The organism is Fundidesulfovibrio soli (assembly GCF_022808695.1).
Lineage (GTDB): Bacteria > Desulfobacterota > Desulfovibrionia > Desulfovibrionales > Desulfovibrionaceae > Fundidesulfovibrio > Fundidesulfovibrio soli.
In genome coordinates, this window is the sequence record NZ_JAKZKW010000015.1 from 55883 (window position 1) to 75134 (window position 19252).

Consider the following 19252-nt stretch of genomic DNA (forward strand, 5'->3'; position numbering starts at 1 on the left):
CGGGGAGGAGGCCGGGAGGAGCTCAGGCTTGCGGCGGGGAAGGCTCCGGCGCGCCGGAATCCACATGGACGCGGTTACGCCCGCCGGCTTTTGCCGCGTAGAGGGCCTGGTCCGCCCGGTAGAGCAGGGCGTACATGTCCATGCTCTCGTGCAGGCTGGCCACGCCCAGGCTCACGGTGTAGCGCACCTCGTCGCCGTTGTCCGTTAAGTGCGTGCCCGCCTCCACCGACTTCCTGATGCGCTCGGCCACCCGGGCGGCGTCCCCGCTGCAGGCGGAGGGCAGGATGATGAAGAACTCCTCGCCGCCGGTGCGCGCCAGCACGTCCGAGGCCCGCAGACCCTGCGAGGCCGCCTCCGCGAAATTCCTGAGCACGTCGTCGCCCACCTGGTGGCCGAAGCGGTCGTTGATGGACTTGAAGCGGTCCAGGTCCATGGCGATGAGCGCCAGGGGGTTGCCCGTTCGCCGGGACCGGCGGATCTCGGCGTCCAGCCGGTCGAAGAAGGCCCGGCGGTTGTCCAGCCTGGTCAGGTGGTCCTTGGTGGCCAGCTCGATGAGCTTGGCCTCCATGGCCTTGCGGTTCTCGATCTCGTTTTCCAGCTCCCTGGTGATGCGCAGGTTGTCGCGCAGGCGGTTGTGCAGCTCAGTGACGTCCTGCAGGGAGAGGATCACCCGCTCCACGTCTCCGTCCTGCCCCTTCACGCCGTAGGCCACCCCGTGCTGGAGCCGCAGGCTCCCGTCGGGCAGGGGGGAGGGGATCAGGTGGTTGTGCAGGTGGTAGGAGAACACGGCCGGAGGCCCGCCCAGGAAGATGTCCTCCAGGCGGGACAGCACCGTGCCCCGCTCCAGGTTGGGGAAGACCTCCTGCACCCGGCGGCCGAGCACCTTGTCCCTGCGCAGGCCGGACCAGAACTCCAGGCAGGAATTGAAGAAGCGGACGCGCATGCCCTGGTCGAGCACGAGGATGCCCAGGGGCAGGAAGTCCATGTGCCGGAAGGCCGCTTCCTCGTCGAGCTCCCCGGGGTCGCGCAGAAGGCCGTTCACGAGAGGGTCCCGCGCTCGATGATGGCGTCGATCGAAGCCAGGAGGTTCTCGAAGGTGGCCACCTGGAAGATGATGATGATTTCTCCTTCCACCACGCCCGACTCCAGGGCGAGGCGGGTCTTGATCAGGAGCACCATGTTGCGCTGGTCGAGCTGCGGCGTGAAGAGACGCCGCAGGCTGGTTTCCTGGTAATCGGGGGGGAAGTAGTCCACCCGCAGGCCCAGCACATTGACGATGGCCCCCATCACGCCGTTGAGCACGATGTTGCCCACCTCCTGGATGGTGCCCACGTAGAGCGAGTCCATGTCCATCGTGGTGGTGTCGAAGCCGCCGCCCACCAGCTGGTTCACCAGCCAGTTGGCGCTGGATTTGGGGAAGAGCAGCCCGGCCCAGCCGCTGAAGCCGCCCTTGAAGCCCAGCCGAACCGAGGAGAGGGGGGTCTCTCCGCGCTGGGCCAGGAAGTCTCCGAAGTCCTGCGAGTCCCAGGCCAGAATCTCGGGGATGTCCAGCTGCACGTGGGCCTTGACCATCTGGTTGATCAGCCCGGCAGCCTTGCCGATGCCGATGTTGATCAACTCCCTGAGGACGTCGTGCTGGATGGGGGTGAGATTCACTGGGGCGCTCCAGATTCCGGGGATGGGCGGAAAGCTCTTTTGACGGGGAGGTTTGTAGAACTGTTGCCCGGCCCTTGCAACCCCACATTCAGCCGCGTGCTCCGTTTCTGCATTGAGGCAGAATTCTTCGCGTGCCGTAACACTACGTATTTAAAAAACTTCACTTCACGACCAGCGCAGTTTGAGGCTATGGTGGGGCCGAAAGACCCGGGCACTCCGCCCTGGCGCAAGCTCATGACTGCGGGAGCAAACCATGAAGACCCATGCGAACCTCACCACCGACAACGAGCTGTTCACATCCACCCTGGAAAACGGCGTGCTGGTCATCAGGAAGAAGCGGCACATGCTGCACGTGGCCAAGGACATCGCCAGCGTCTTCTCGTTCTACGAATATCTCGAATCCATGCTGGCCAGCCGGGCCTTCAAGGCCCTGGTGGTCTTCGGCCACCCTGGCGAGGCGGGCCAGCTCGCGCACGGCAGGTTCCTGTGCAAGGCGCTCTCGGCCTCGCGGGAGAAGGCCATGGACATGCTCATCAACGTGGTCAACAAATTCATGCTGACCCTCTCGGCCCTCAACAGCGTCACCGTGTACGCCGGGCGCGGCACCATGTCGCTCTTCAACCTGAACCTGGGCCTGGCCTACGACTACCGCCTGGCGGCCGACGACACGGTGATAGAGAACCCCAACGCGGCCCTGGGCATAGTGACCAAGGGCAGCGGCTACTTCATGCCGAGGCTGCTCGGGGTGCGCAAGGCCACCGAGGTGCTGCAGTGGAAGAGCTTCTCCGCCGAGGAGGCCCTGCAGCTCGGGCTCATCGACCGCATCGTGCCGGCGGCCCGTCTGGAGCAGGAAACCATTGAGTTCGTGGCCCAGAACCTGGCGGGCTCGCCCTCCAACCTGCTGGCCATCCGCAAGCTGCTCAAGTGCGACCTGCAGGAGCTGGAGCGCTCCCTCCAGCTGGAGGACCACCTCATCAAGGAGCGCCTGGAGTCGCCCGATTTCAGGCAGACCTTCGCCGAGCACTGCCGCAAAACCTACGGCTGCGACATGGAGGCCCTGCTGGCTTCGGAATGAACCGCGCGGCGCGGCTACTCCTCCTGCAGGCCCCGGAGCAGGCAGGGGAAGTTGCCCTCGTACACGCGCCCGCCGGAGTGGGTGAAGCGGCTCATCACGTCGCCGTGGATCACGCCGCCGATGTCCGTCCAGCGCTTGCAGAAGGCGTAGTCCTCCGGGAGGTAGTCCCGGGTCTCGGGGTGGATCATGGTGTCGAAGAAGGCGTAGTTGTCGTACTGCTCGTCCTCTGAATTGATGAAGCTGTTGTGATACAGCAGCTGCGGATAGGCCCTGGCCATCTCCTCCAGCACGTGCCGCCTGATGAGCATGAACCCCGTGGAGCCGTACTCCAGGGGGATCAGCCCGTGGTCGTCCACGGGGAAACCCTTCCTGAACTTCACGGTGTAGCGCAGGGCGGCGGCCTCGGCCTCCAGGTCGCTCATGTCCTCAGGCATGCGGCGCAGTTTGGCGATATCCAGGTGCTTCACGGGGTAGATGCCGCAGGTCACGTCCTTGCCGGCCTCCAGGTAGCGCAGCACGGTCTGGGCCTCGAAGCCGATGTCCGCGTCGATGAAGAGCAGGTGGGTGTACTCCTGCTGGCGCAGGAAGGCGTTGGCGATGGTGTTGCGGGCCCGGGTGATCAGGCTCTCGTAGGAGGGCGTCTCGAAACCCACGCGCACGCCTTTCCCGCTCAACAAGTCCAGGGTCTCCAGCACGGAGCGCATGTAGGAGATGGTCACCGTGCCGTCGTAGCTGGGCGTGCCGATCAGGAGCTGCACGCCGGGCCTACTTGATCTCGCGCAGCTGGATCTGGGCGCTGCGGGCCTCCGGGCTGTTGGGGTAGCGCTGGACCACGTCCTGGAAGAGGATCTTGGCCGCCTGGTTCTTGTTCAGCTTGCGGAAGGCCAGGCCCTGCTTGAGCATGGCCGCCGGGACCATGGTGCTGCTGGGATACTTCTGGATCAGGTCCTGGCAGAGCAGGGCGGAGCGGGCGAAGTCGCCCTGCTGGAAGTTGATCTCGGCCTGCCAGAACAGCGCGCCCGGGGCCTGCCTGGAGTTGGGGTAGCTCTTGAGCAGCTCGGAATAGAGGCTGTTGGCCCGCTCGTAGTCGCGCTGGTTGAAGCTCTCCATGGCCATGTTGTAGACCGCCTCGGCCGGGTCCGTGGTGGTTGGCTCCTGATAGCGGCCGGAGGCCGGCGGCAGGTTGGGGGGCCTGTCCTCGTCGTCGTAGGCCGGGGTGCCGGAGCGGTAGCCCGGGTTGCCGGACGGGGCGACGTAGCCGCCCTGGTAGGTGTCGGGGTATCTGCCACCGGAGGGACCGCTCTGATACGCCCCGGTAGGCGGGGCCGAGGGGGCCACGGAAGGCCCGGAGGGATAGCCGGGCGAGGGATAGGCCCCCTGGGGCGGGGCCGACGGGGCGCGTGCGCCCGTGTCCACGCCCAGGGTGGCGGCGATGCGCGCCACGGTCTCCTCCAGGCGGGAGACGCGGGCGTTCAGGTCCTGCAGGGAGTTGGCGTCGCCACGGTCGCCCAGGCGGGATTCCAGCTCCTCCAGGCGCATCCTGGTCTCCTGCTGTTTGGACTTGATGGCGTTTATGTCGGCAACGGCGTTGGCCTGGGCCATCTGCTGATCGTCCACCGACCGCGCCGGGGCGCAGGCGGACAGGGCGCACAGCAGCAGGGCGGCGGGAATGATACGGTTCATGTGTCGCTCCGCAAGTGGGTTGCGACGGCCTCGGTCTTGGAGGCGAGGCCGCCTTGGCGGCCTTTGCGCCAATCGGCCTTGATCGTCAAATAAATCCTTTCGTGCCCGCCCTGCCTGAGGGCCTCGAAGCAGCGGTTGACCACGTCCATGACCTCCTCGAACTCCCCCTCGATGCACGTGCCCATGGGGCCGAGCTGGTACGGCAGCCCGGAGTCCCGAATGACGGCCACGGCCTTGGCCACGGCCGGGGAGAGGCTCCCGGCCTGGCCCATTGGGAAGATCGAGAGCTCGGCGATGACGCTCACGGCTTTTTCTCCTGGCTCTGGGGCTGGGCCTGGCCCTGGGCCGGAGCCTGCTGCTCCTGGCCCTGCTGCTGGCCCTGCTGCTGGCCTTGCGCCTGGCTAGGAGCCTGGGGCTTGGGCGAGGTCACGGCGGGCCACTCGGGCCGGGCGGACCACTCGGTCCAGCCCGCGTCGTAGTACTTCACGTTGGTGTAGCCCAGCAGGCGCGTGAGCACCCACCAGGTCTGGGAGGCCTGGTGCCCGGTGCGGCAGTGCACGATCACGGCCTGGTCCTTGGAGGGGATGATGGCCGCGTAGGCCTTTTCCAGCTCCTCGCGAGGCTTGATCACAGTTGCCTCGCCCGACTTGGCCTGGTCCTCGGTGAAGGGGCGGTTGACGGCGCCGGGGATGTGCCCGGGCCGGGCCTCGTCGCTCTTGGTCCCGGCGAAGTAGTCGGCCGGGCGCACGTCCAGGATGATGGTCTTGCCTCCGGCCATGGCGGCCTGCACCTCGCGCCCGGTGACGGTGAAGCCGTCCGGTCCCTCGGGGGCGTGGGGGCGTATGGCGGTGGCGGTGGCGGTGGGGAGCTGGGTGTCCTTCGGCAGGTTCGCGGCGCTCCAGGCCTTCATCCCGCCCTGCAGGATGGCGTAGCGTTTGTGGCCCAGGCGCTCCAGGGCCACTGCCACCAGGGTGGCGTCGATGGGGGCTTCGCCCGTGACGATCACCACCAGGTCGCGCGCTCCGATGCCCATCTGCGCGAAGTGCTGGGCCAGCATGGGCGCGGGCAGCAGCATGGAGGGCAGCCCGGCCAGGTTGCCGCGCAGGCTCTCCACGTTGAGGGCGAAGCTGCCGGGGATGTGGCCGCCGTTGTACTGGGGCTGGGGCCGCAGGTCGATGACCTTCAGCCCGGGCTTGCCCAGGTTGGCCGCCAGCCAGGCGGGCTCCACCAGGGCGGGCAGGACCGCGGGCGCCTGAAGCACGCCTGCGGCCGCCGCGCCGGAGGGGGCGGCGATTTCGGCGGGCAGGAAGAAGCTCCGGGCCGCTGTGATGGCCTTGGCCTGCTCGGCGCTCACCGGGCCGTCGCGCAGGGAGGCGGGCTTGAGCACGCGCTCGAAGAAGCCGCGCAGACCGTCGGTGAGCAGATAGACGTTGCCGAAGCCCAGGCGGGCCAGGGCGTCGCGGGCCTGGGCCGGGTGGGTCATGCCGTTGGAGTAGAGCACGATGATCCCGTGGCCGCGCTTGGAGGCCAGCTCCTCGGGCAGCTGCTGCACGGGGATGTTCACCGCGCCCTTGAGGTGGAAGGCGTCGAACTCGGCCTTGGAGCGGATGTCCACCAGGGTGAGCCCCTGCTCGCCGGCCATGAGGCGGCGGGCCAGCTCCTCTGGTTCGATGTGGTCCTTACCGGAGGCCATGGCCGCCAGCAGCTGGGCCTCGGGCGAGGCGGCCTGCCCGTTTTGCGCCTGGCCCTGGGGCGCGGCGGCGGGAGCGGGCTGGGCGGGCGCGCGCGAGGCCGTGAGCGCGGGGCCGCTGCCCGGGGCCAGATTGAGCCTGGGCAGGTTCAGGGCCACCACGGCGGCCAGACAGAGCAGGATGCTGAACACGGCCAGGAACACGCGGCTCACGCCCGGGCGGCCGATGGCCGGTCCGCGTTCGATGATTTCGCTGATCCAGAACATGACCACCGCGCCCACGGTCAGGGCCAGCACCAGCTGGTCGCGGGTGATGTCCAGCGACTGGTGCAGGAAGACCACCCCGCGCGAGCCGTAGCCCGCCAGGGGGGCCACCCAGGGGTAGGCCTCGTTGAAGCCGATGGAGCCCAGCACGACGCCCGTCAGGAACACCAGGGCGTCCATCCTGCCGGAGCCCAGGCCCACGGCGGCAGTGCCCGGGCACCAGCCGCCCATGGCGAAGCCAAGGCCGAAGAGCGCGCCCCCGGCGGCGTGGGCCCCGAGGATGGTGGGCATGAGGAAGAGGTCGTCCTGGGCCACGATGCCGAGCTTCTGCGCGGCCACCAGGCCAAGCGCGGCGGTGATGAGGGCCGAGAACATGACCTTCACCACGGACATGTCCGTGAAGTAGAACACCCCGGCCAGCCTGCGGGAGCTGCCGAAACCGGCCTTCTCCAGGCACAGGCCGAAGCAGAACCCGATGGCCAGGGCGGCGGCGAAGCCCAGGGGGGCGTTCAACTGCCCGGTGGAGTAGAGGGTGGCGATCATGTCCACTGCCTCCTGAAGATCCAGGCCGTCAGGTAGCCCGTGGCGAACAGGCAGCCCATGAACAGGAAGCTGCCCGTGAGCAGCACGGCCCCGCCGGAGAGGCCCTGCCCGGAGGTGCAGCCCTGGGCCAGGCGTGAGGCGAAGCCCGCGATCACGCCGCCGATCAGGGCCAGGGCCAGGCGGCGGGCGCGCGAGGCCGTGGGCCCGCGCTCGATCATCAGGCGCAGCCGACCGCCCGAGGCCGCCGAGACCAGGCCGCCCACGAACGTCCCGGCCAGCATGAACACCAGGTAATAGGAGAGCGGGTTGGGGAACCAGGGCCCGAAGTAGGCCGATGCCTCGGCGCGCGCGGGCAGCACGGCGTGCTCCAGCACGGCGCCCAGCCGGGCCAGGGCCCCGGAGGCCCCGAGGCCCGCGCCCAGGATCAGGTAGGAGGCCAGCAGGGTCAGGCCCAGCAGCACGCCCGCCAGGTAGGGGTTCATGGGGGCCTTGTCCTGCGGGAGGGCCACCTGGGGCCGGGGGGCCGCCGCGCGGGGCGACTCGACCTGCGGCTCGGGCGCGGCCTGCTCCGCAGAGGCGGCCTGGACGTCGGCCTCGAGAGCCTGGCTGTCGGCCTGGGGGGAAATCTCTTTCTCTTTATCGGTATCGCTCATGGTCTAGCATCCTGCGCTTTTGGAGGCCGGGGGTTGGGGAACATCGCCGGGTCCGGGCTGGCCGGGCTGGCCGGGCTGGCCCGGAGCGGCCGGGGCCGGGGGCGCGGGCTGCGCGGGGGGAGCCTGCTTGGCGGGCGCGCCCTGGGCCGGGCCTTGCGCCGGGGCGGCAGCGGGGGCGGGCGCGGAAGTCGGGGCCGCCTGGTTCAGGGGCACCTCCTTCACGGCCAGGCCCAACTCGCGGGCCTCCCACCAGCCCGCCAGTCCGCCGCGCAGCACCAGCACGGGGCGCGCGGTCTTCTGGGCCAGGGCTCCGGCCACGGCCATGGCCGTGGTGCCGTCCTTGTCCACCAGGAGCAGCGGGCCGGGGGCGGAGAGGAAGCTCTCGTCGCCGAGCACGGCCGAGGCCTCGATGTTCATGCTGCCGGGCAGGGCGTAGTCAGAGAATTCGCCCTGAGGGCGGATGTCCACGATTTCGAGCCCCGCCGGGGGCTTGGCGAGCATGGCCGCAACCTCGTCCGGCGCGGCGGCGCGGGGCAGATCCTGCTCCTTGGCCAGGGCCGGAGTCCGGGGGGCGAGCCCCAGCGCGGCCGCCAGGACCAACAGCAATAACGGGCGTTTCATGAGGTGTTCTCCTTCGCTCATTGGTACCACCGTGCCGTTTTTTTGCAACCGGCCGGGCCCGGCGTGCGGCCCTGGCCGGGACTGACGCCCCTTTTGGGCGCGACAGGATGCCCCGATTGTGCGAAGCTCCAATTGACCTTCCCCCCGCCATCTTTTAGAGGGCGTTTGCACATACGCCAACAGGTGAGTTCATGGTAGACAAGTCGCGCATAAGAAACTTCAGCATCATCGCCCACATCGACCACGGGAAGTCCACCCTGGCCGACCGCATCCTGGAGGTCACCAAGGTGATCACCCAAAGGGAGATGCGCGAGCAATATCTGGACAAGATGGACCTCGAGCGCGAGCGCGGCATCACCATCAAGGCGCAGACCGTGCGCATCCCCTACCGCGACCCCGAACACGGGGACTTCGTGCTCAACCTCATCGACACCCCGGGCCACGTGGACTTCTCCTATGAGGTCTCCCGCTCCCTGGCCGCCTGTGAGGGCGCGCTGCTGGTGGTGGACGCCACCCAGGGCGTGGAGGCCCAGACCCTGGCCAACGTCTTCCTGGCCCTGGACAACGATCTGGAGATCATCCCGGTCCTCAACAAGATCGACCTGCCCTCCGCCGACGCCGACCGCGTGAAGTCCGAGATCGAAGAGGCCATCGGCCTGGACACCAAGGACTCCGTGGCCGTTTCCGCCAAGACCGGGCTCAACGTGGAGCAGGTGCTCAAGGCCATCGTGGAGCGCCTCCCCGCGCCCAAGGGCGAGACCGACGCGCCCCTGCAGGCCCTGATCTTCGACTCCTGGTACGACGCCTACCAGGGCGTGGTGGTGCTCTTCCGGGTCATGGAAGGCTCCCTCAAGGTGGGCCAGAAGATCAAGATGTTCTCCACCGGCGCGGTGTTCGAGGTGCTTCGCCTGGGCGTGTTCTCCCCGGGCCCGGTGGACGTGACCGACTTCGGCCCGGGCGAGGTCGGCTTCATGAGCGGGTCCATCAAGAACCTGCAGGAAGCCCGCGTGGGCGACACCATCACCCTGGCGGACAATCCCTGTTCCGCGCCGCTGCCCGGCTTCAAGGAAGTGAAGCCCATGGTCTTCTGCGGGCTCTACCCCGTGGACGCCAACGACTACGAGCAGCTCAAGAACGCCCTGGAGAAGCTCCAGCTCAACGACGCGGCCCTCACCTACGAGCCCGAGACCTCCCAGGCCCTGGGCTTCGGCTACCGTTGCGGCTTCCTGGGCCTGCTGCACATGGAGATCGTGCAGGAGCGCCTGGAGCGCGAATTCCAGGTGGAGCTCATCGCCACGGCCCCCTCGGTCATCTACAAGGTGGAGCGCACCGACGGCTCCGTGATCTCCATCGACAACCCCTCCAAGCTGCCCAAGACGCAGGAGACGGCCACCCTCTACGAGCCCTACGCCCGCGTGGAGATCCACGTCCCCAACGAGTACGTGGGCAACGTCTTCAAGCTCTGCGAGGAGAAGCGCGGCATCCAGAAGGACATCCGCTACCTCACGGCCACCCGGGTGATCATCACCTACGAGCTGCCCTTCGCCGAGATCGTCTACGACTTCTTCGACCGCCTGAAATCCGGCACGCGCGGCTACGCCTCGCTGGACTACGAGCTCATCGACTACCGCGCCTCGGACCTGGTGAAGCTCGACATCCTGATCAACGGCGACCCCGTGGACGCCCTGGCCGTGATCGTGCACCGCGAGAAGGCCTACTACCTGGGCCGCGACGTGGCGCTCAAGCTCAAGAAGGTCATCCCGCGCCAGATGTTCGAGGTGGTGATCCAGGCGGCCATCGGGGCCAAGATCATCGCCCGCGAGCGCATCGCGCCCCTGCGCAAGGACGTCATCGCCAAGTGTTACGGCGGCGACATCACCCGCAAGCGCAAGCTGTTGGAAAAGCAGAAGGAAGGCAAGCGCCGCATGAAGCGCATGGGCAACGTGGAGCTGCCCCAGGAGGCCTTCCTGGCCGCCCTCAAGGCCGGGGACTAGCCCCCGCATCCGAAGCCAAACAAAAGGACGCTACCGAATGAATCCCCGTTGGCAGAAAGTGCTCAAGGAATACGTCGAAGCCCTGGCCGTGGCCCTGGTGCTGGCCCTGTTCATCCGCACCTTCGTTGTCCAGGCGTTCAAGATACCTTCCGAATCCATGGTGAACACCCTGCTGGTGGGCGACCACCTGCTGGTGAGCAAGTTCGCCTACGGCATCAAGCTGCCCTTCGTGGAGAAGCCCGTCATCGACACGGGCAACCCGGCCCGCGGGGACGTGATCGTGTTCGAGTACCCCAAGAACCGCGAGCTGGACTACATCAAGCGCATCATCGGCCTGCCCGGTGACGTGATCGAGCTCAAGAACAACGTGGTCTACCGCAACGGCCAGGCCGTGGACGAGCCCTACAAGCGCGTGGACGCCGCGCCCCTGGGCGGCGGCATCAAGGCCAACTACGGCCCCGTCACCGTCCCGGCGGACCAGTTCTTCGTCATGGGCGACAACCGCGACCACTCCGAGGACTCCCGCTACTGGGGCTTCGTGCCCCGCGAGTACATCCGGGGCAAGGCCTGGGTGATCTACTGGTCCTGGGGCGGGGGCGCCGAGATTCGCTGGGACCGCATCGGCAAGACGATCCAATAAACTAGGAGGCGCGGTGGCGCTGTCTCGGGTGCTGTCCGCCGCCCTGGCGGGGGTGGAGGCCCACACCATCGTCCTGGAATGCGACCTGGCCCGCCAGGGCATGCCGTCCTTCACCATGGTGGGGCTGGCCGAGGGGGCCGTGCGCGAGAGCAAGGAGCGCGTGTTCGCCGCGCTCAAGAACCGGGGCTTCAAGCTGCCGCCCTCGCGCATCACGGTGAACCTGGCCCCGGCAGACGTCCGCAAGGAGGGCAGCGGCTACGACCTGCCCCTGGCCCTGGCCCTGCTTTCCGCCGCCGAAATACTCCCCGCTTCGACCCTCACCGGCTACTTCCTGGCCGGGGAACTCTCCCTCACGGGCGAACTCAAGCCCGTCTCGGGCATCCTGCCCCTGGCCATCCGGGCCCGGCAGGAGGGCGCGCGCGGCCTGCTGCTGCCCGCAGAGAACGCCCAGGAGGCCAGCGTGGTCAAAGGCCTGGACGTGTTCGCCATCTCCAGCCTGGACGAGGCCGTGCGCTTCCTGGCCGGGGAGCAGACCCTGGCCCCCGTGGCCTTCGACGACTCCGTGCTGGCCCCGCCCGTGGAGGCCTTCCCCCTGGACTTCGCCGAGGTCAAGGGACAGGAGCACGCCAAGCGCGCCATCGAGATAGCCGCCGCCGGGGGCCACAACCTGCTGTTCATGGGGCCGCCGGGCTCGGGCAAGACCATGCTGGCCAAGCGCATCCCCACGGTGCTGCCGCCGCTGACCTTCGACGAGGCCCTGGAGGTCACGCGGGTCTATTCCGTTGCCGGGGAGCTGGCCCGGGGCGGCAGGCTCATCACCACGCGGCCCTTCCGCTCGCCGCACCACACCATCTCGGACGCCGGGCTCATCGGCGGAGGCGGGGTGCCCAGGCCCGGGGAGGTCTCCCTGGCGCACCGGGGCGTATTGTTCCTGGATGAATTGCCGGAGTTCAAGAAGAGCGTGCTGGAGGTGCTGCGCCAGCCCATCGAGGACGGCCGCGTGACCATCGCCCGCGCCGCCGTGAGCCTGACCTATCCGGCCGGATTCATGCTGGTGGCGGCCATGAACCCCTGCCCCTGCGGCTACCACGGCGATGAGCGTCACCCCTGCACCTGCACCGGGGCCAAGGTGCGGGCGTACCGCTCGCGGCTCTCCGGGCCGCTCCTGGACCGCATCGACCTCCAGGTGGAGGTGCCCGCGGTGCCCTACAAGGACCTGAAGGCCGACTCCGGCCGCGTGGACTCGGCCACCATGCGCCACAGGGTGCTGGCTGCGCGGGCCGTGCAGGCCACGCGCTTCGCCGGAACCAGAATCCTCACCAACAGCCAGCTCTCGGGCAAGGCCCTGGGAACCTTCTGCCCCATCGGGGAAGAGGGACACCGCTTCCTGGAAATGGCCAACTCCCGCCTTGGGCTCTCCGCCCGGGCTCATACGCGCATCCTGCGCCTGGGCCGCACAATCGCCGACCTGGATGGAAGCAGCGACATCCGCGTGGAGCACCTGGCCGAAGCCATCAATTACCGGAATCTGGACAGGGGCGCGGGCGGTTCATAGAGGTTTTGCATACGTTAGGTCACGACGTTGGGGTGAGGAAAAACTATGAATAGCAAGATATCCCTGACGAAAGCAGATCTTGAGAAAAAGCTTCATCAGCAGCTTGAGTATATACAAAGATCAGCGGAGCTGTTTGACGCAGGTCATGAAGATGAAGCAATTCGACTAGCTGTCCCAATTCGAGTTTTGGTTCATCAGACAAAACACTCTCATTCCCTGCTTGACCAACTCGGCATGAAGGGGGTGAAGTTCTTCGATTCTTCCTTTGTCTTGATCAGAGAGAGTTTGGTGCCGCATTCCGGGTTAGTTTTTATGGATGGAGCAGAGGCAAAATTTATTCCACCTCTCGATATGGCAGGCCTAGAGTTTAGGAAAGTCGATTTTGAGGACTGGTGGAATGGGAATGTTTTTCGAGACTCAAATGATAATTTGTACACTAGGAAAAACTTGATTCTTACTGCTGCAGACCAAGATGGTGGAGCCCATGTTGATCCTGCGCTAGAGCATATATATGAAGGCTTGCTTAGAAAAAATACACACGGATGGAATAGTAAGGATCAAGATGGTAAAGATGTTTTTTGGTCTCCAGTCTATCCATCTATCCGCCAAATTGCCCATGAGGTTCTAAAAACATTGATCGATGGGTATGGCAAGCAAACTTGCTATGCAGGGCCAATGCTCGTTGGTGGAGTATCAGTGTCGAATGACCCCCCTCCATGGGCGGCTTATATGCAGGCAAAAGGTAAGAATAAAATTCAACGAAACGGCCCTTGTCATTGTGGGAGTGCGAAGAAATATAAGGCGTGCTGCTATTTGACTAAAAATACTTGAAATTCATGGGTGGTAGATCTTCATTGGCGAAAGTGAAACGGTCACAAATCTTTCTCCAAGGTCTTTTGTAAAACTCAAACACAAATCTTGCTACAATAGAGTGAGCCGCTTCCATAAGGTGCTCCGTCCCGTTGTGGGTTCCGGGCATTCGCCGGATTGATGAACACACATCATACCCAGGCCGGGCGGCGTGTCTCCCCATATAGGGCTATGTGGGGAGAAAGTTGAAATTATCCGCTGCGCCTCACTCCACCCCCAGCGGCAGCCTGATGATGAACGTGGTCCCCTCGCCGGGGGCCGAGCGCACCTGGAACGTCCCGCGGTGGTTGCCGGTGACGATGAAGTAGCTCACGGAAAGCCCGAGCCCCGTGCCCGCCCCCACGTCCTTGGTGGTGAAGAAGGGCTCGAACACCTTTTTGCGCACGTCCTCGTCCATGCCGGGACCGTTGTCCTCCACCTCCAGCACGGCGTAGTCGCTCCCGGCGCGCAGGCGCAGCGTGATGCGCAGGGGCTCGTCCTTGACGGGCCGGTCCACGCCGGCCTGGGCGGCGTTGTCCAGCAGGTTGAAGACCACCTGCTGGATCTCCTGGGGCGAGCAGGGCACCTTGGGCATTCCGGGCTGGTAGTCCCTCACGATCTCGATGCGCCTGAAATCGTACTTCTTTTTCAGGTCGTAGTGGGTGGCTGCGATCTCCAGGGTGTTCTCCAGCAGCTCGGCCATGTCGGTGGGCGCATGCCTGGAGGAGCTCTTGCGCGTGAAGCTGAGCATGTTCTGCACGATCCTGGCGGCGCGCTCCCCCGAGTGTTTGATGGCCTCCAGGAATCCGAGGATCTCGCGGTTCTCCAGATAGCGGCGCATGGCCTCCAGGTCGACCCCGGCCTCCGTCGCGGCCTTGGCGTTGGCGGGCAGCTCCGGCGCGAACCTGCGCAGGATGTTCTGCACGGACTGCAGGATGCCGGCCAGCGGGTTGTTGATCTCGTGCGCCACGCCCGCAGCGAGCCCGCCCACGCTGAGCATCTTTTCGGTCTGCACCATGAGCTCGCGCATGCGGATGCGCTCGGAGATCTCCGTGAAACTGACCACGAGCATGTTCTCCCCTGTCTTGAAGGCGTGCACCTCGAAGGTCCCGGAGATGGCGCCATCCTTGTAGGGGGTCTCGAAGGACTGGGGGGGCAGCTCGCCCAGGGCGACACGCAGGTATGTCTCGGGGATGTGGGTGTTCTGCAGGGCCGGGAAGGCCTGCAGCAGCGTCTTGCCGTAGAGCTCCTTGTGGTTGATGCCCAGGATGCGGTCCGCCGTGAGGTTGGCCAGGGTGAAACGAAGTTCGCCGCTCTGTTCCAACGTATAGAGATGCATGGCCGACGGGGAACTCTCCACGATGCTTCGGAACCGCTCCTCCGAGCGGCGCAGTGCCTCCTCCGCGCGGATGCGCTCGGAGAGGTCAACGAGCATGACCACCGCCAGCCTGCCGAAGCGCGACACATGGAACCCGAGGTTGCGTACCTTGCCGGACTTGTCGGTCACCTCCCATTCGGAAGGCGGAATCGTTTCGCCGGACGGCTCGGTGCTGGAGAACCGCTCTTTCCAGCTGTTCCTGACCCTCTCCCGCAGATCCGGGTCAGGGTAGGCCTGCGGCCACCATGCGTCGATGGTGGGCACGTCTTGGGGCATATAGCCCAGCAGCCGCGTGAAGGCGGGGTTGATGCTGAGCGACCCCGACGTGAGGTCTGTGACGGCGATGGGCAGGGGCGACGCCTCGATGAGCCTGCGGGAGTATTCCTCCTGCTCGCGCAGCAGCAGCTCGGCGTGCTTGCGGGTGGAGATGTCCATGGTGAAGCCGTGGATGGTCTCCTCGCCGGTGAGCGGGTCGGCTATCAGGCTGGCGCTGGTCGAGACCCAGACGGTGCCCCCGTCCGAGCGTTTGCGGAGGCTCTCGAAGTTGTACACGGAACCGTGTTCACGCAGGCTCGCCAGCAATTGGTCGCGGCGCTGCGGGTCGACGTAGAGGTCCTCCCCGATTTGAGTGACGGCGCGAAGCAGGGCTTTGGGGCTGTCGTACCCGTGGATGCGGGCCAGGGCGGGGTTCGCGAAGAGGAAGCGGCCTTCGGGGGTGGTGCGGAAGATGCCGATGGGCGCGGTCTCCACGAGGTGGCTCAACCGCTCCTCCGCCGTGCGCACGGCGGAGCCCTGGGTCTCGGCCTGGCGTTTCACCTGGATCAGGGCCAGGTAGAGCAGGATCGCGGTAATCACCACGAAGAACCAGCCCTTGAACATGCCTGCCAGGACCAGCATGCCCGGGGCGTTGGCGAAGAGCGCCCCCATGAGCTTGTCGGACGTGAAGATCCACAGCGCGCTCAGCACGGCGTACGTGACGGCGACCCTGGTCGGGGTCGGGTTGAACATGCTGCGCGCCTCCCGAAAAGTATGGCCGAAGTTATGAAGCCAGAGGCTTCGGGCCGGAAGCCTGATTCTTGGGATAAACTATACGATGGAGGTGGCGGGGTCCAGCCTCAAGCCCTGTGCGGGCATGAGGCTCAGGCCACGGCCAGGCTGGAGCGGGAGCGGGCGGCGTCCGAGCGCAGCAGGTCGCGGGCCTTGGCGTAGGCGCGCAGGCCCTTGCGCCAGGCTGGGTCGGGATGGTCGGGAGGCGGGGCCGCCAGGTCAGGCCCGGCTTCACTCCAGGCGGCCTCGAAGACGCGTTCGGAGGCTTTCTGGGCCTCGCTTCCGGTCTGTGCGGCCAGCGCCGACTTGGCCAGGGCGCCTCCCAGGCTCGAACCGTTGCGGCTGTCGGGGTCGATGAGCACCTGGCGGGAGCTGTAATCCAGCCCGAAGCCGCCGATGCGCATGCCGAAAGCCCGCGTGACCACGCGCGCCGAGAGAGCGTCGAAGGGGGGATTGGCGGTGTTGCCGGTACGTGAAACTTCCATGGACGGACTCCTGGGGCGGTGGCCCCGATCGATGTGCGCCACGACAAGAGGGCGCGGTTCCCGTCCATGGAAACCGAGTGAGGCGAACAAAAGATAGGCTGGAGTCGGAAGTTTGGCAAGAGGTGGGAAAAATCTTCATCTCAAGCGAAATCCGTGCCATGGTGGTCTCGAAACCTGCGGGGGCGGGCCCTTCTTCCGCGCCGTCATCTCCGCCCGATGCGGGTTTGCTGCGTCCGTAACAATACGATCGTTGCGTTGGCGTCCGTAACTGCCCGTCAGCCCTGATCTCCGGTGGGCTTCGCCGGGAATGTCACGCATTCTCCGGTGGGGCGTCACAGAAACGTCACATACTGTTTTTAGCTTCCGCAGGTCGCCGGAGAGCTTCTCCGGCTGTCAACCATCCACCCTCAGGGAGGCTCATCCAATGAAAAAAATTTCCGCATTCCTCTTCGCCATGCTGCTCATGGCGGGTGTCGCCCAGGCACAGTCCATCCGCATCGACGGCTCCACCACCGTGCTGCCCGCCATGCAGAAGATCGTCGAGGCCTACATGAAGGCCAACCCCGGCGTGAACATCACCGTCTCCGGCGGCGGCTCCGGCAACGGCATCAAGGCCATCATCGACGGCACCACCGACATCGCCATGTCCTCGCGCGAGATGAAGCCCAAGGAATTCGACGCCGCCAAGGAAAAAGGCCGCGTGGTCAAGCCGGTGGAGATCGCCATGGACGCCCTGGCCCCCATCGTCAACCCGGCCAACCCCGTCACCAGCCTGACCGCCGAGCAACTCCAGGGCATCTACGCCGGCAAGATCAAGAATTGGAAGGAAGTGGGCGGCGACGACAAGGAGATCGTGGTCATCTCCCGCGATACCTCCTCCGGCACCTACGAAGCCTGGCAGGAGCTGATCATGAAGGACCAGAAGGTCACCCCCGCCGCCCTGCTGCAGGCCTCCTCCGGCGCGGTGCTCCAGGTGGTGAGCAAGAACAAGTACGCCATCGCCTACGACGGCTACGCCTACGTGAACAACACCGTGAAGGCCCTGAAGGTCAACGGCGTGCAGGGCGGCGAGAAGTCCGTGGCCGACAAGAGCTACCCGGTCTCCCGCCCGCTGTTCATCATCCTGCCCGAATCCGCCTCCGCCGACGCGAAGAAGTTCGTGGACTTCATCATGGACCCGGCCAAGGGCCAGAAGATCATCGCCGAAGTGGGCTACTTCCCGGTCAAGAAATAGGTTCACAACCTGAAACGGCCCTCCCCCGCGAACCGGGGGAGGGCCTTTTTCGGAGCTTACGTGGCAATCAACAGAAAGCTCAAGGACGACCTGATCCGGTACTTCTTCCTGGTCACGGCCATGATCTCCATCATCGCCCTGGGGCTGATCATGGTCTACCTCTTCCTGGAAGGCCTGCCGCTCTTCAAGACCGTCACCGTGAGCGACTTCCTGTTCGGGCGGTTCTGGTACCCCACGGCCGACCCGGGCGAATTCGGCATCATGCCGCTCATCGTGGCCTCTCTGGCCGTCACCCTGCTGTCGTCCTGCATCGCCATCCCGCTCGGGGTGATGACGGCGGTGTACCTGGCGGAGATCGCCGGGCCGAAGACGCGCAGCATGTTCAAGCCCATGGTGGAGCTCCTGGCCGCGCTGCCCTCGGTGGTCATCGGCTTCTTCGGCATGGTCGTGGTCGCGCCCTTCCTGCAGGACAATTTCGACCTGGCCACCGGCCTGAACATGTTCAACGCCGCCCTGATGCTGGCCTTCATGTCCGTGCCGACGATCTGCTCCGTCTCGGAGGACGCCATCTACGCCGTGCCCCGCGAACTCAAGGAGGCCTCCCTGGCCCTGGGCGCCACCCACTGGGAGACCATCCGCCGGGTCGTGCTGCCCGCCTCGCTCTCGGGCGTGTCCACGGCCATCATCCTGGGCATGTCGCGCGCCATCGGCGAGACCATGGTCGTGCTCATGGTGGCGGGCGGCGCGGCCATGGTGCCCACATCCATATTTTCGGCCATCAGGCCCATGCCTTCCTCCATAGCCGCCGAAATGGCGGAGGCCCCCTTCCGCTCGGACCACTACCACGCCCTGTTCGCCATCGGCGTGGTGCTGTTCCTGTTCACGCTCGTCTTCAACATCATCGCCAGCCACATAGCCGAGAAGCACAAGCAGGTCGGCGCGGCGACACTCTAAGCGGAGGCGGCAATGGAAATCAGCTCCACACTCGTGCGCAGGAGAAAATTCGCCCAGTGGTCCATGTGGAACGTGTTCCGGGGGGCCTCCCTGGTGAACGCGGCCGCCCTGGGCCTGATCTGCGTGTTCCTGCTGGTCAACGGCCTGCCGGCCATCTCCTGGGAGTTCCTGACACAGCCCCCGCGCGACTCAATGACCGCCGGCGGCATCATGCCCTGCATCGTGGGCACGGTGATCCTTTCGGTGGGGGCCATGCTGGTGGCCTTCCCCTTGGGAGTCTGCGCGGCCATCTTCCTCAACGAATACGCCCGCCCCGGCCTGACCGTGCGCATCATCCGCCTGGGCATCGCCAACCTGGCGGGCGTGCCCTCGGTGGTGTTCGGCCTCTTCGGCCTGGCCTTCTTCGTCACCTTCTTCGGCATGGGGGTGAGCATCCTCTCGGGCGTGCTGACCCTGACCATCCTGGTGCTGCCGGTGATCATCGGCACCGCCGAGGAGGCCCTGAAATCCGTGCCCAACACCTACCGCGAGGCCTCCCTGGGCCTGGGGGCCACCAAGTGGCAGACCATCCGCCTGGTGGTGCTGCCCGCGGCCCTGCCCGGCATGCTCACCGGGGCCATCCTGGGCCTTTCGCGCGCGGCGGGCGAGACGGCTGCCATCATGTTCACGGCGGCTGTGTATTACGCCCCGCAGCTGCCCAAATCCATATTCTCAGACGTCATGGCGCTGCCCTACCACATCTACGTGCTGGCCACGGCGGGCACGGACATCGAGAAGACCCGCCCCCTGCAATACGGCACCGCCCTGGTGCTCATCGCCCTGGTGCTGGGCATGAACCTGATCGCCATCATCTACCGGGCCAAGCTGCAGAAGAAGCGCTGATCCGGCCGCCTGTTCTCCTGTCCTCCCGCCACGCGACAGCCCCCGGTTC

General features: G+C 66.1%; 18 protein-coding genes. 8 read left to right on the forward strand and 10 right to left on the reverse strand.

Features of this window, described 5'->3' with window-relative positions; genetic code table 11:
• Positions 1-22: 22 nt before the first annotated feature.
• Complete coding sequence (locus MLE18_RS12955; protein WP_243439224.1) at positions 23-1042, reverse strand: GGDEF domain-containing protein; 1020 nt, start codon at positions 1040-1042, stop codon at positions 23-25.
• Positions 1039-1656: a chemotaxis protein CheC gene (locus MLE18_RS12960; RefSeq protein ID WP_243439225.1), complete on the reverse strand. Its 618-nt coding sequence runs from the start codon at positions 1654-1656 to the stop codon at positions 1039-1041. The genes MLE18_RS12955 and MLE18_RS12960 overlap by 4 nt, the downstream gene beginning before the upstream one ends.
• 253 nt (positions 1657-1909) lie before the next feature.
• Between MLE18_RS12960 and MLE18_RS12965 the strand changes: the two genes are divergently transcribed.
• A complete protein-coding gene (locus MLE18_RS12965) occupies positions 1910-2731 on the forward strand; it encodes an enoyl-CoA hydratase-related protein (protein ID WP_243439226.1) in 822 nt (273 codons plus the stop codon).
• Positions 2732-2745: 14 nt separating this feature from the next.
• Here MLE18_RS12965 and MLE18_RS12970 read toward each other — a convergent pair whose 3' ends face one another.
• The 6 genes from MLE18_RS12970 to MLE18_RS17995 are packed head-to-tail and all read right to left on the reverse strand — an operon-like array spanning position 2746 to position 8185.
• Positions 2746-3489 carry a hypothetical protein gene (locus MLE18_RS12970; protein ID WP_243439227.1) on the reverse strand — a complete coding sequence of 248 codons (744 nt, stop codon included), beginning with the start codon at positions 3487-3489 and terminating at the stop codon, positions 2746-2748.
• 7 nt (positions 3490-3496) lie between these two features.
• Complete coding sequence (gene ybgF, locus MLE18_RS12975) at positions 3497-4414, reverse strand: tol-pal system protein YbgF (RefSeq protein ID WP_243439228.1); 918 nt, start codon at positions 4412-4414, stop codon at positions 3497-3499.
• Positions 4411-4719, reverse strand: coding sequence for an MTH1187 family thiamine-binding protein (locus tag MLE18_RS12980; protein ID WP_243439229.1), 309 nt, complete (start codon positions 4717-4719; stop codon positions 4411-4413). The genes ybgF and MLE18_RS12980 overlap by 4 nt, the downstream gene beginning before the upstream one ends.
• The gene (locus MLE18_RS12985; protein WP_243439230.1) at positions 4716-6911 is read right to left on the reverse strand and encodes a rhodanese-like domain-containing protein; all 2196 of its coding nucleotides are present in this window, start codon (positions 6909-6911) and stop codon (positions 4716-4718) included. Before MLE18_RS12985 ends, MLE18_RS12980 begins: the two co-directional genes overlap by 4 nt.
• Positions 6908-7564 (reverse strand): YeeE/YedE thiosulfate transporter family protein, encoded by a 657-nt coding sequence (locus MLE18_RS12990; protein WP_243439231.1) that lies wholly within the window; start codon positions 7562-7564, stop codon positions 6908-6910. The genes MLE18_RS12985 and MLE18_RS12990 overlap by 4 nt, the downstream gene beginning before the upstream one ends.
• A gap of 3 nt (positions 7565-7567) precedes the next feature.
• Positions 7568-8185, reverse strand: coding sequence for a rhodanese-like domain-containing protein (locus MLE18_RS17995; RefSeq protein WP_272881652.1), 618 nt, complete (start codon positions 8183-8185; stop codon positions 7568-7570).
• 191 nt (positions 8186-8376) lie between these two features.
• Here MLE18_RS17995 and lepA point away from each other — a divergent pair, with 191 nt between their 5' ends.
• From lepA to MLE18_RS13015, 4 genes are read left to right on the forward strand one after another with little or no spacing between them, the layout of a single operon-like run.
• The gene (gene lepA / locus MLE18_RS13000) at positions 8377-10179 is read left to right on the forward strand and encodes a translation elongation factor 4 (RefSeq protein WP_243439232.1); all 1803 of its coding nucleotides are present in this window, start codon (positions 8377-8379) and stop codon (positions 10177-10179) included.
• 37 nt (positions 10180-10216) lie between these two features.
• Complete coding sequence (lepB, locus tag MLE18_RS13005) at positions 10217-10819, forward strand: signal peptidase I (RefSeq protein WP_243439233.1); 603 nt, start codon at positions 10217-10219, stop codon at positions 10817-10819.
• 13 nt (positions 10820-10832) lie between these two features.
• On the forward strand, positions 10833-12374 hold the full coding sequence (locus tag MLE18_RS13010; RefSeq protein WP_243439234.1) for a YifB family Mg chelatase-like AAA ATPase: 1542 nt from the start codon (positions 10833-10835) through the stop codon (positions 12372-12374).
• 45 nt (positions 12375-12419) lie between these two features.
• On the forward strand, positions 12420-13205 hold the full coding sequence (locus tag MLE18_RS13015) for a YecA family protein (protein WP_243439235.1): 786 nt from the start codon (positions 12420-12422) through the stop codon (positions 13203-13205).
• A 244-nt stretch (positions 13206-13449) separates the two neighbouring features.
• Here MLE18_RS13015 and MLE18_RS13020 read toward each other — a convergent pair whose 3' ends face one another.
• The gene (locus MLE18_RS13020; RefSeq protein ID WP_243439236.1) at positions 13450-15609 is read right to left on the reverse strand and encodes a PAS domain-containing sensor histidine kinase; all 2160 of its coding nucleotides are present in this window, start codon (positions 15607-15609) and stop codon (positions 13450-13452) included.
• Positions 15610-15740: 131 nt separating this feature from the next.
• The gene (locus MLE18_RS13025) at positions 15741-16133 is read right to left on the reverse strand and encodes a hypothetical protein (protein WP_243439237.1); all 393 of its coding nucleotides are present in this window, start codon (positions 16131-16133) and stop codon (positions 15741-15743) included.
• Between the two features lie 424 nt (positions 16134-16557).
• Here MLE18_RS13025 and MLE18_RS13030 point away from each other — a divergent pair, with 424 nt between their 5' ends.
• Genes MLE18_RS13030 through pstA form a run of 3 tightly spaced genes read left to right on the forward strand, consistent with a single transcriptional unit; the run spans position 16558 to position 19203 of the window.
• Positions 16558-17367 (forward strand): PstS family phosphate ABC transporter substrate-binding protein, encoded by an 810-nt coding sequence (locus MLE18_RS13030; protein ID WP_243439238.1) that lies wholly within the window; start codon positions 16558-16560, stop codon positions 17365-17367.
• Positions 17368-17427: 60 nt separating this feature from the next.
• Positions 17428-18321, forward strand: a complete 894-nt coding sequence (gene pstC / locus MLE18_RS13035) for a phosphate ABC transporter permease subunit PstC (protein ID WP_243439239.1) — start codon at positions 17428-17430, stop codon at positions 18319-18321.
• Positions 18322-18333: 12 nt separating this feature from the next.
• Complete coding sequence (gene pstA, locus MLE18_RS13040; RefSeq protein ID WP_243439240.1) at positions 18334-19203, forward strand: phosphate ABC transporter permease PstA; 870 nt, start codon at positions 18334-18336, stop codon at positions 19201-19203.
• Positions 19204-19252 lie beyond the last annotated feature (49 nt).

Coding starts and splice junctions, on each gene's coding strand:
- MLE18_RS12965 (WP_243439226.1), top strand. CDS start 1,910: ATGAAGACCCATGCGAACCTCACCACCGACAACGAGCTGTTCACATCC.
- ybgF (WP_243439228.1), bottom strand. CDS start 4,414: ATGAACCGTATCATTCCCGCCGCCCTGCTGCTGTGCGCCCTGTCCGCC.
- MLE18_RS12985 (WP_243439230.1), bottom strand. CDS start 6,911: ATGATCGCCACCCTCTACTCCACCGGGCAGTTGAACGCCCCCCTGGGC.
- MLE18_RS12990 (WP_243439231.1), bottom strand. CDS start 7,564: ATGAGCGATACCGATAAAGAGAAAGAGATTTCCCCCCAGGCCGACAGC.
- MLE18_RS17995 (WP_272881652.1), bottom strand. CDS start 8,185: ATGAAACGCCCGTTATTGCTGTTGGTCCTGGCGGCCGCGCTGGGGCTC.
- lepA (WP_243439232.1), top strand. CDS start 8,377: ATGGTAGACAAGTCGCGCATAAGAAACTTCAGCATCATCGCCCACATC.
- lepB (WP_243439233.1), top strand. CDS start 10,217: ATGAATCCCCGTTGGCAGAAAGTGCTCAAGGAATACGTCGAAGCCCTG.
- MLE18_RS13015 (WP_243439235.1), top strand. CDS start 12,420: ATGAATAGCAAGATATCCCTGACGAAAGCAGATCTTGAGAAAAAGCTT.
- MLE18_RS13020 (WP_243439236.1), bottom strand. CDS start 15,609: ATGTTCAACCCGACCCCGACCAGGGTCGCCGTCACGTACGCCGTGCTG.
- MLE18_RS13025 (WP_243439237.1), bottom strand. CDS start 16,133: ATGGAAGTTTCACGTACCGGCAACACCGCCAATCCCCCCTTCGACGCT.
- MLE18_RS13030 (WP_243439238.1), top strand. CDS start 16,558: ATGAAAAAAATTTCCGCATTCCTCTTCGCCATGCTGCTCATGGCGGGT.
- pstA (WP_243439240.1), top strand. CDS start 18,334: ATGGAAATCAGCTCCACACTCGTGCGCAGGAGAAAATTCGCCCAGTGG.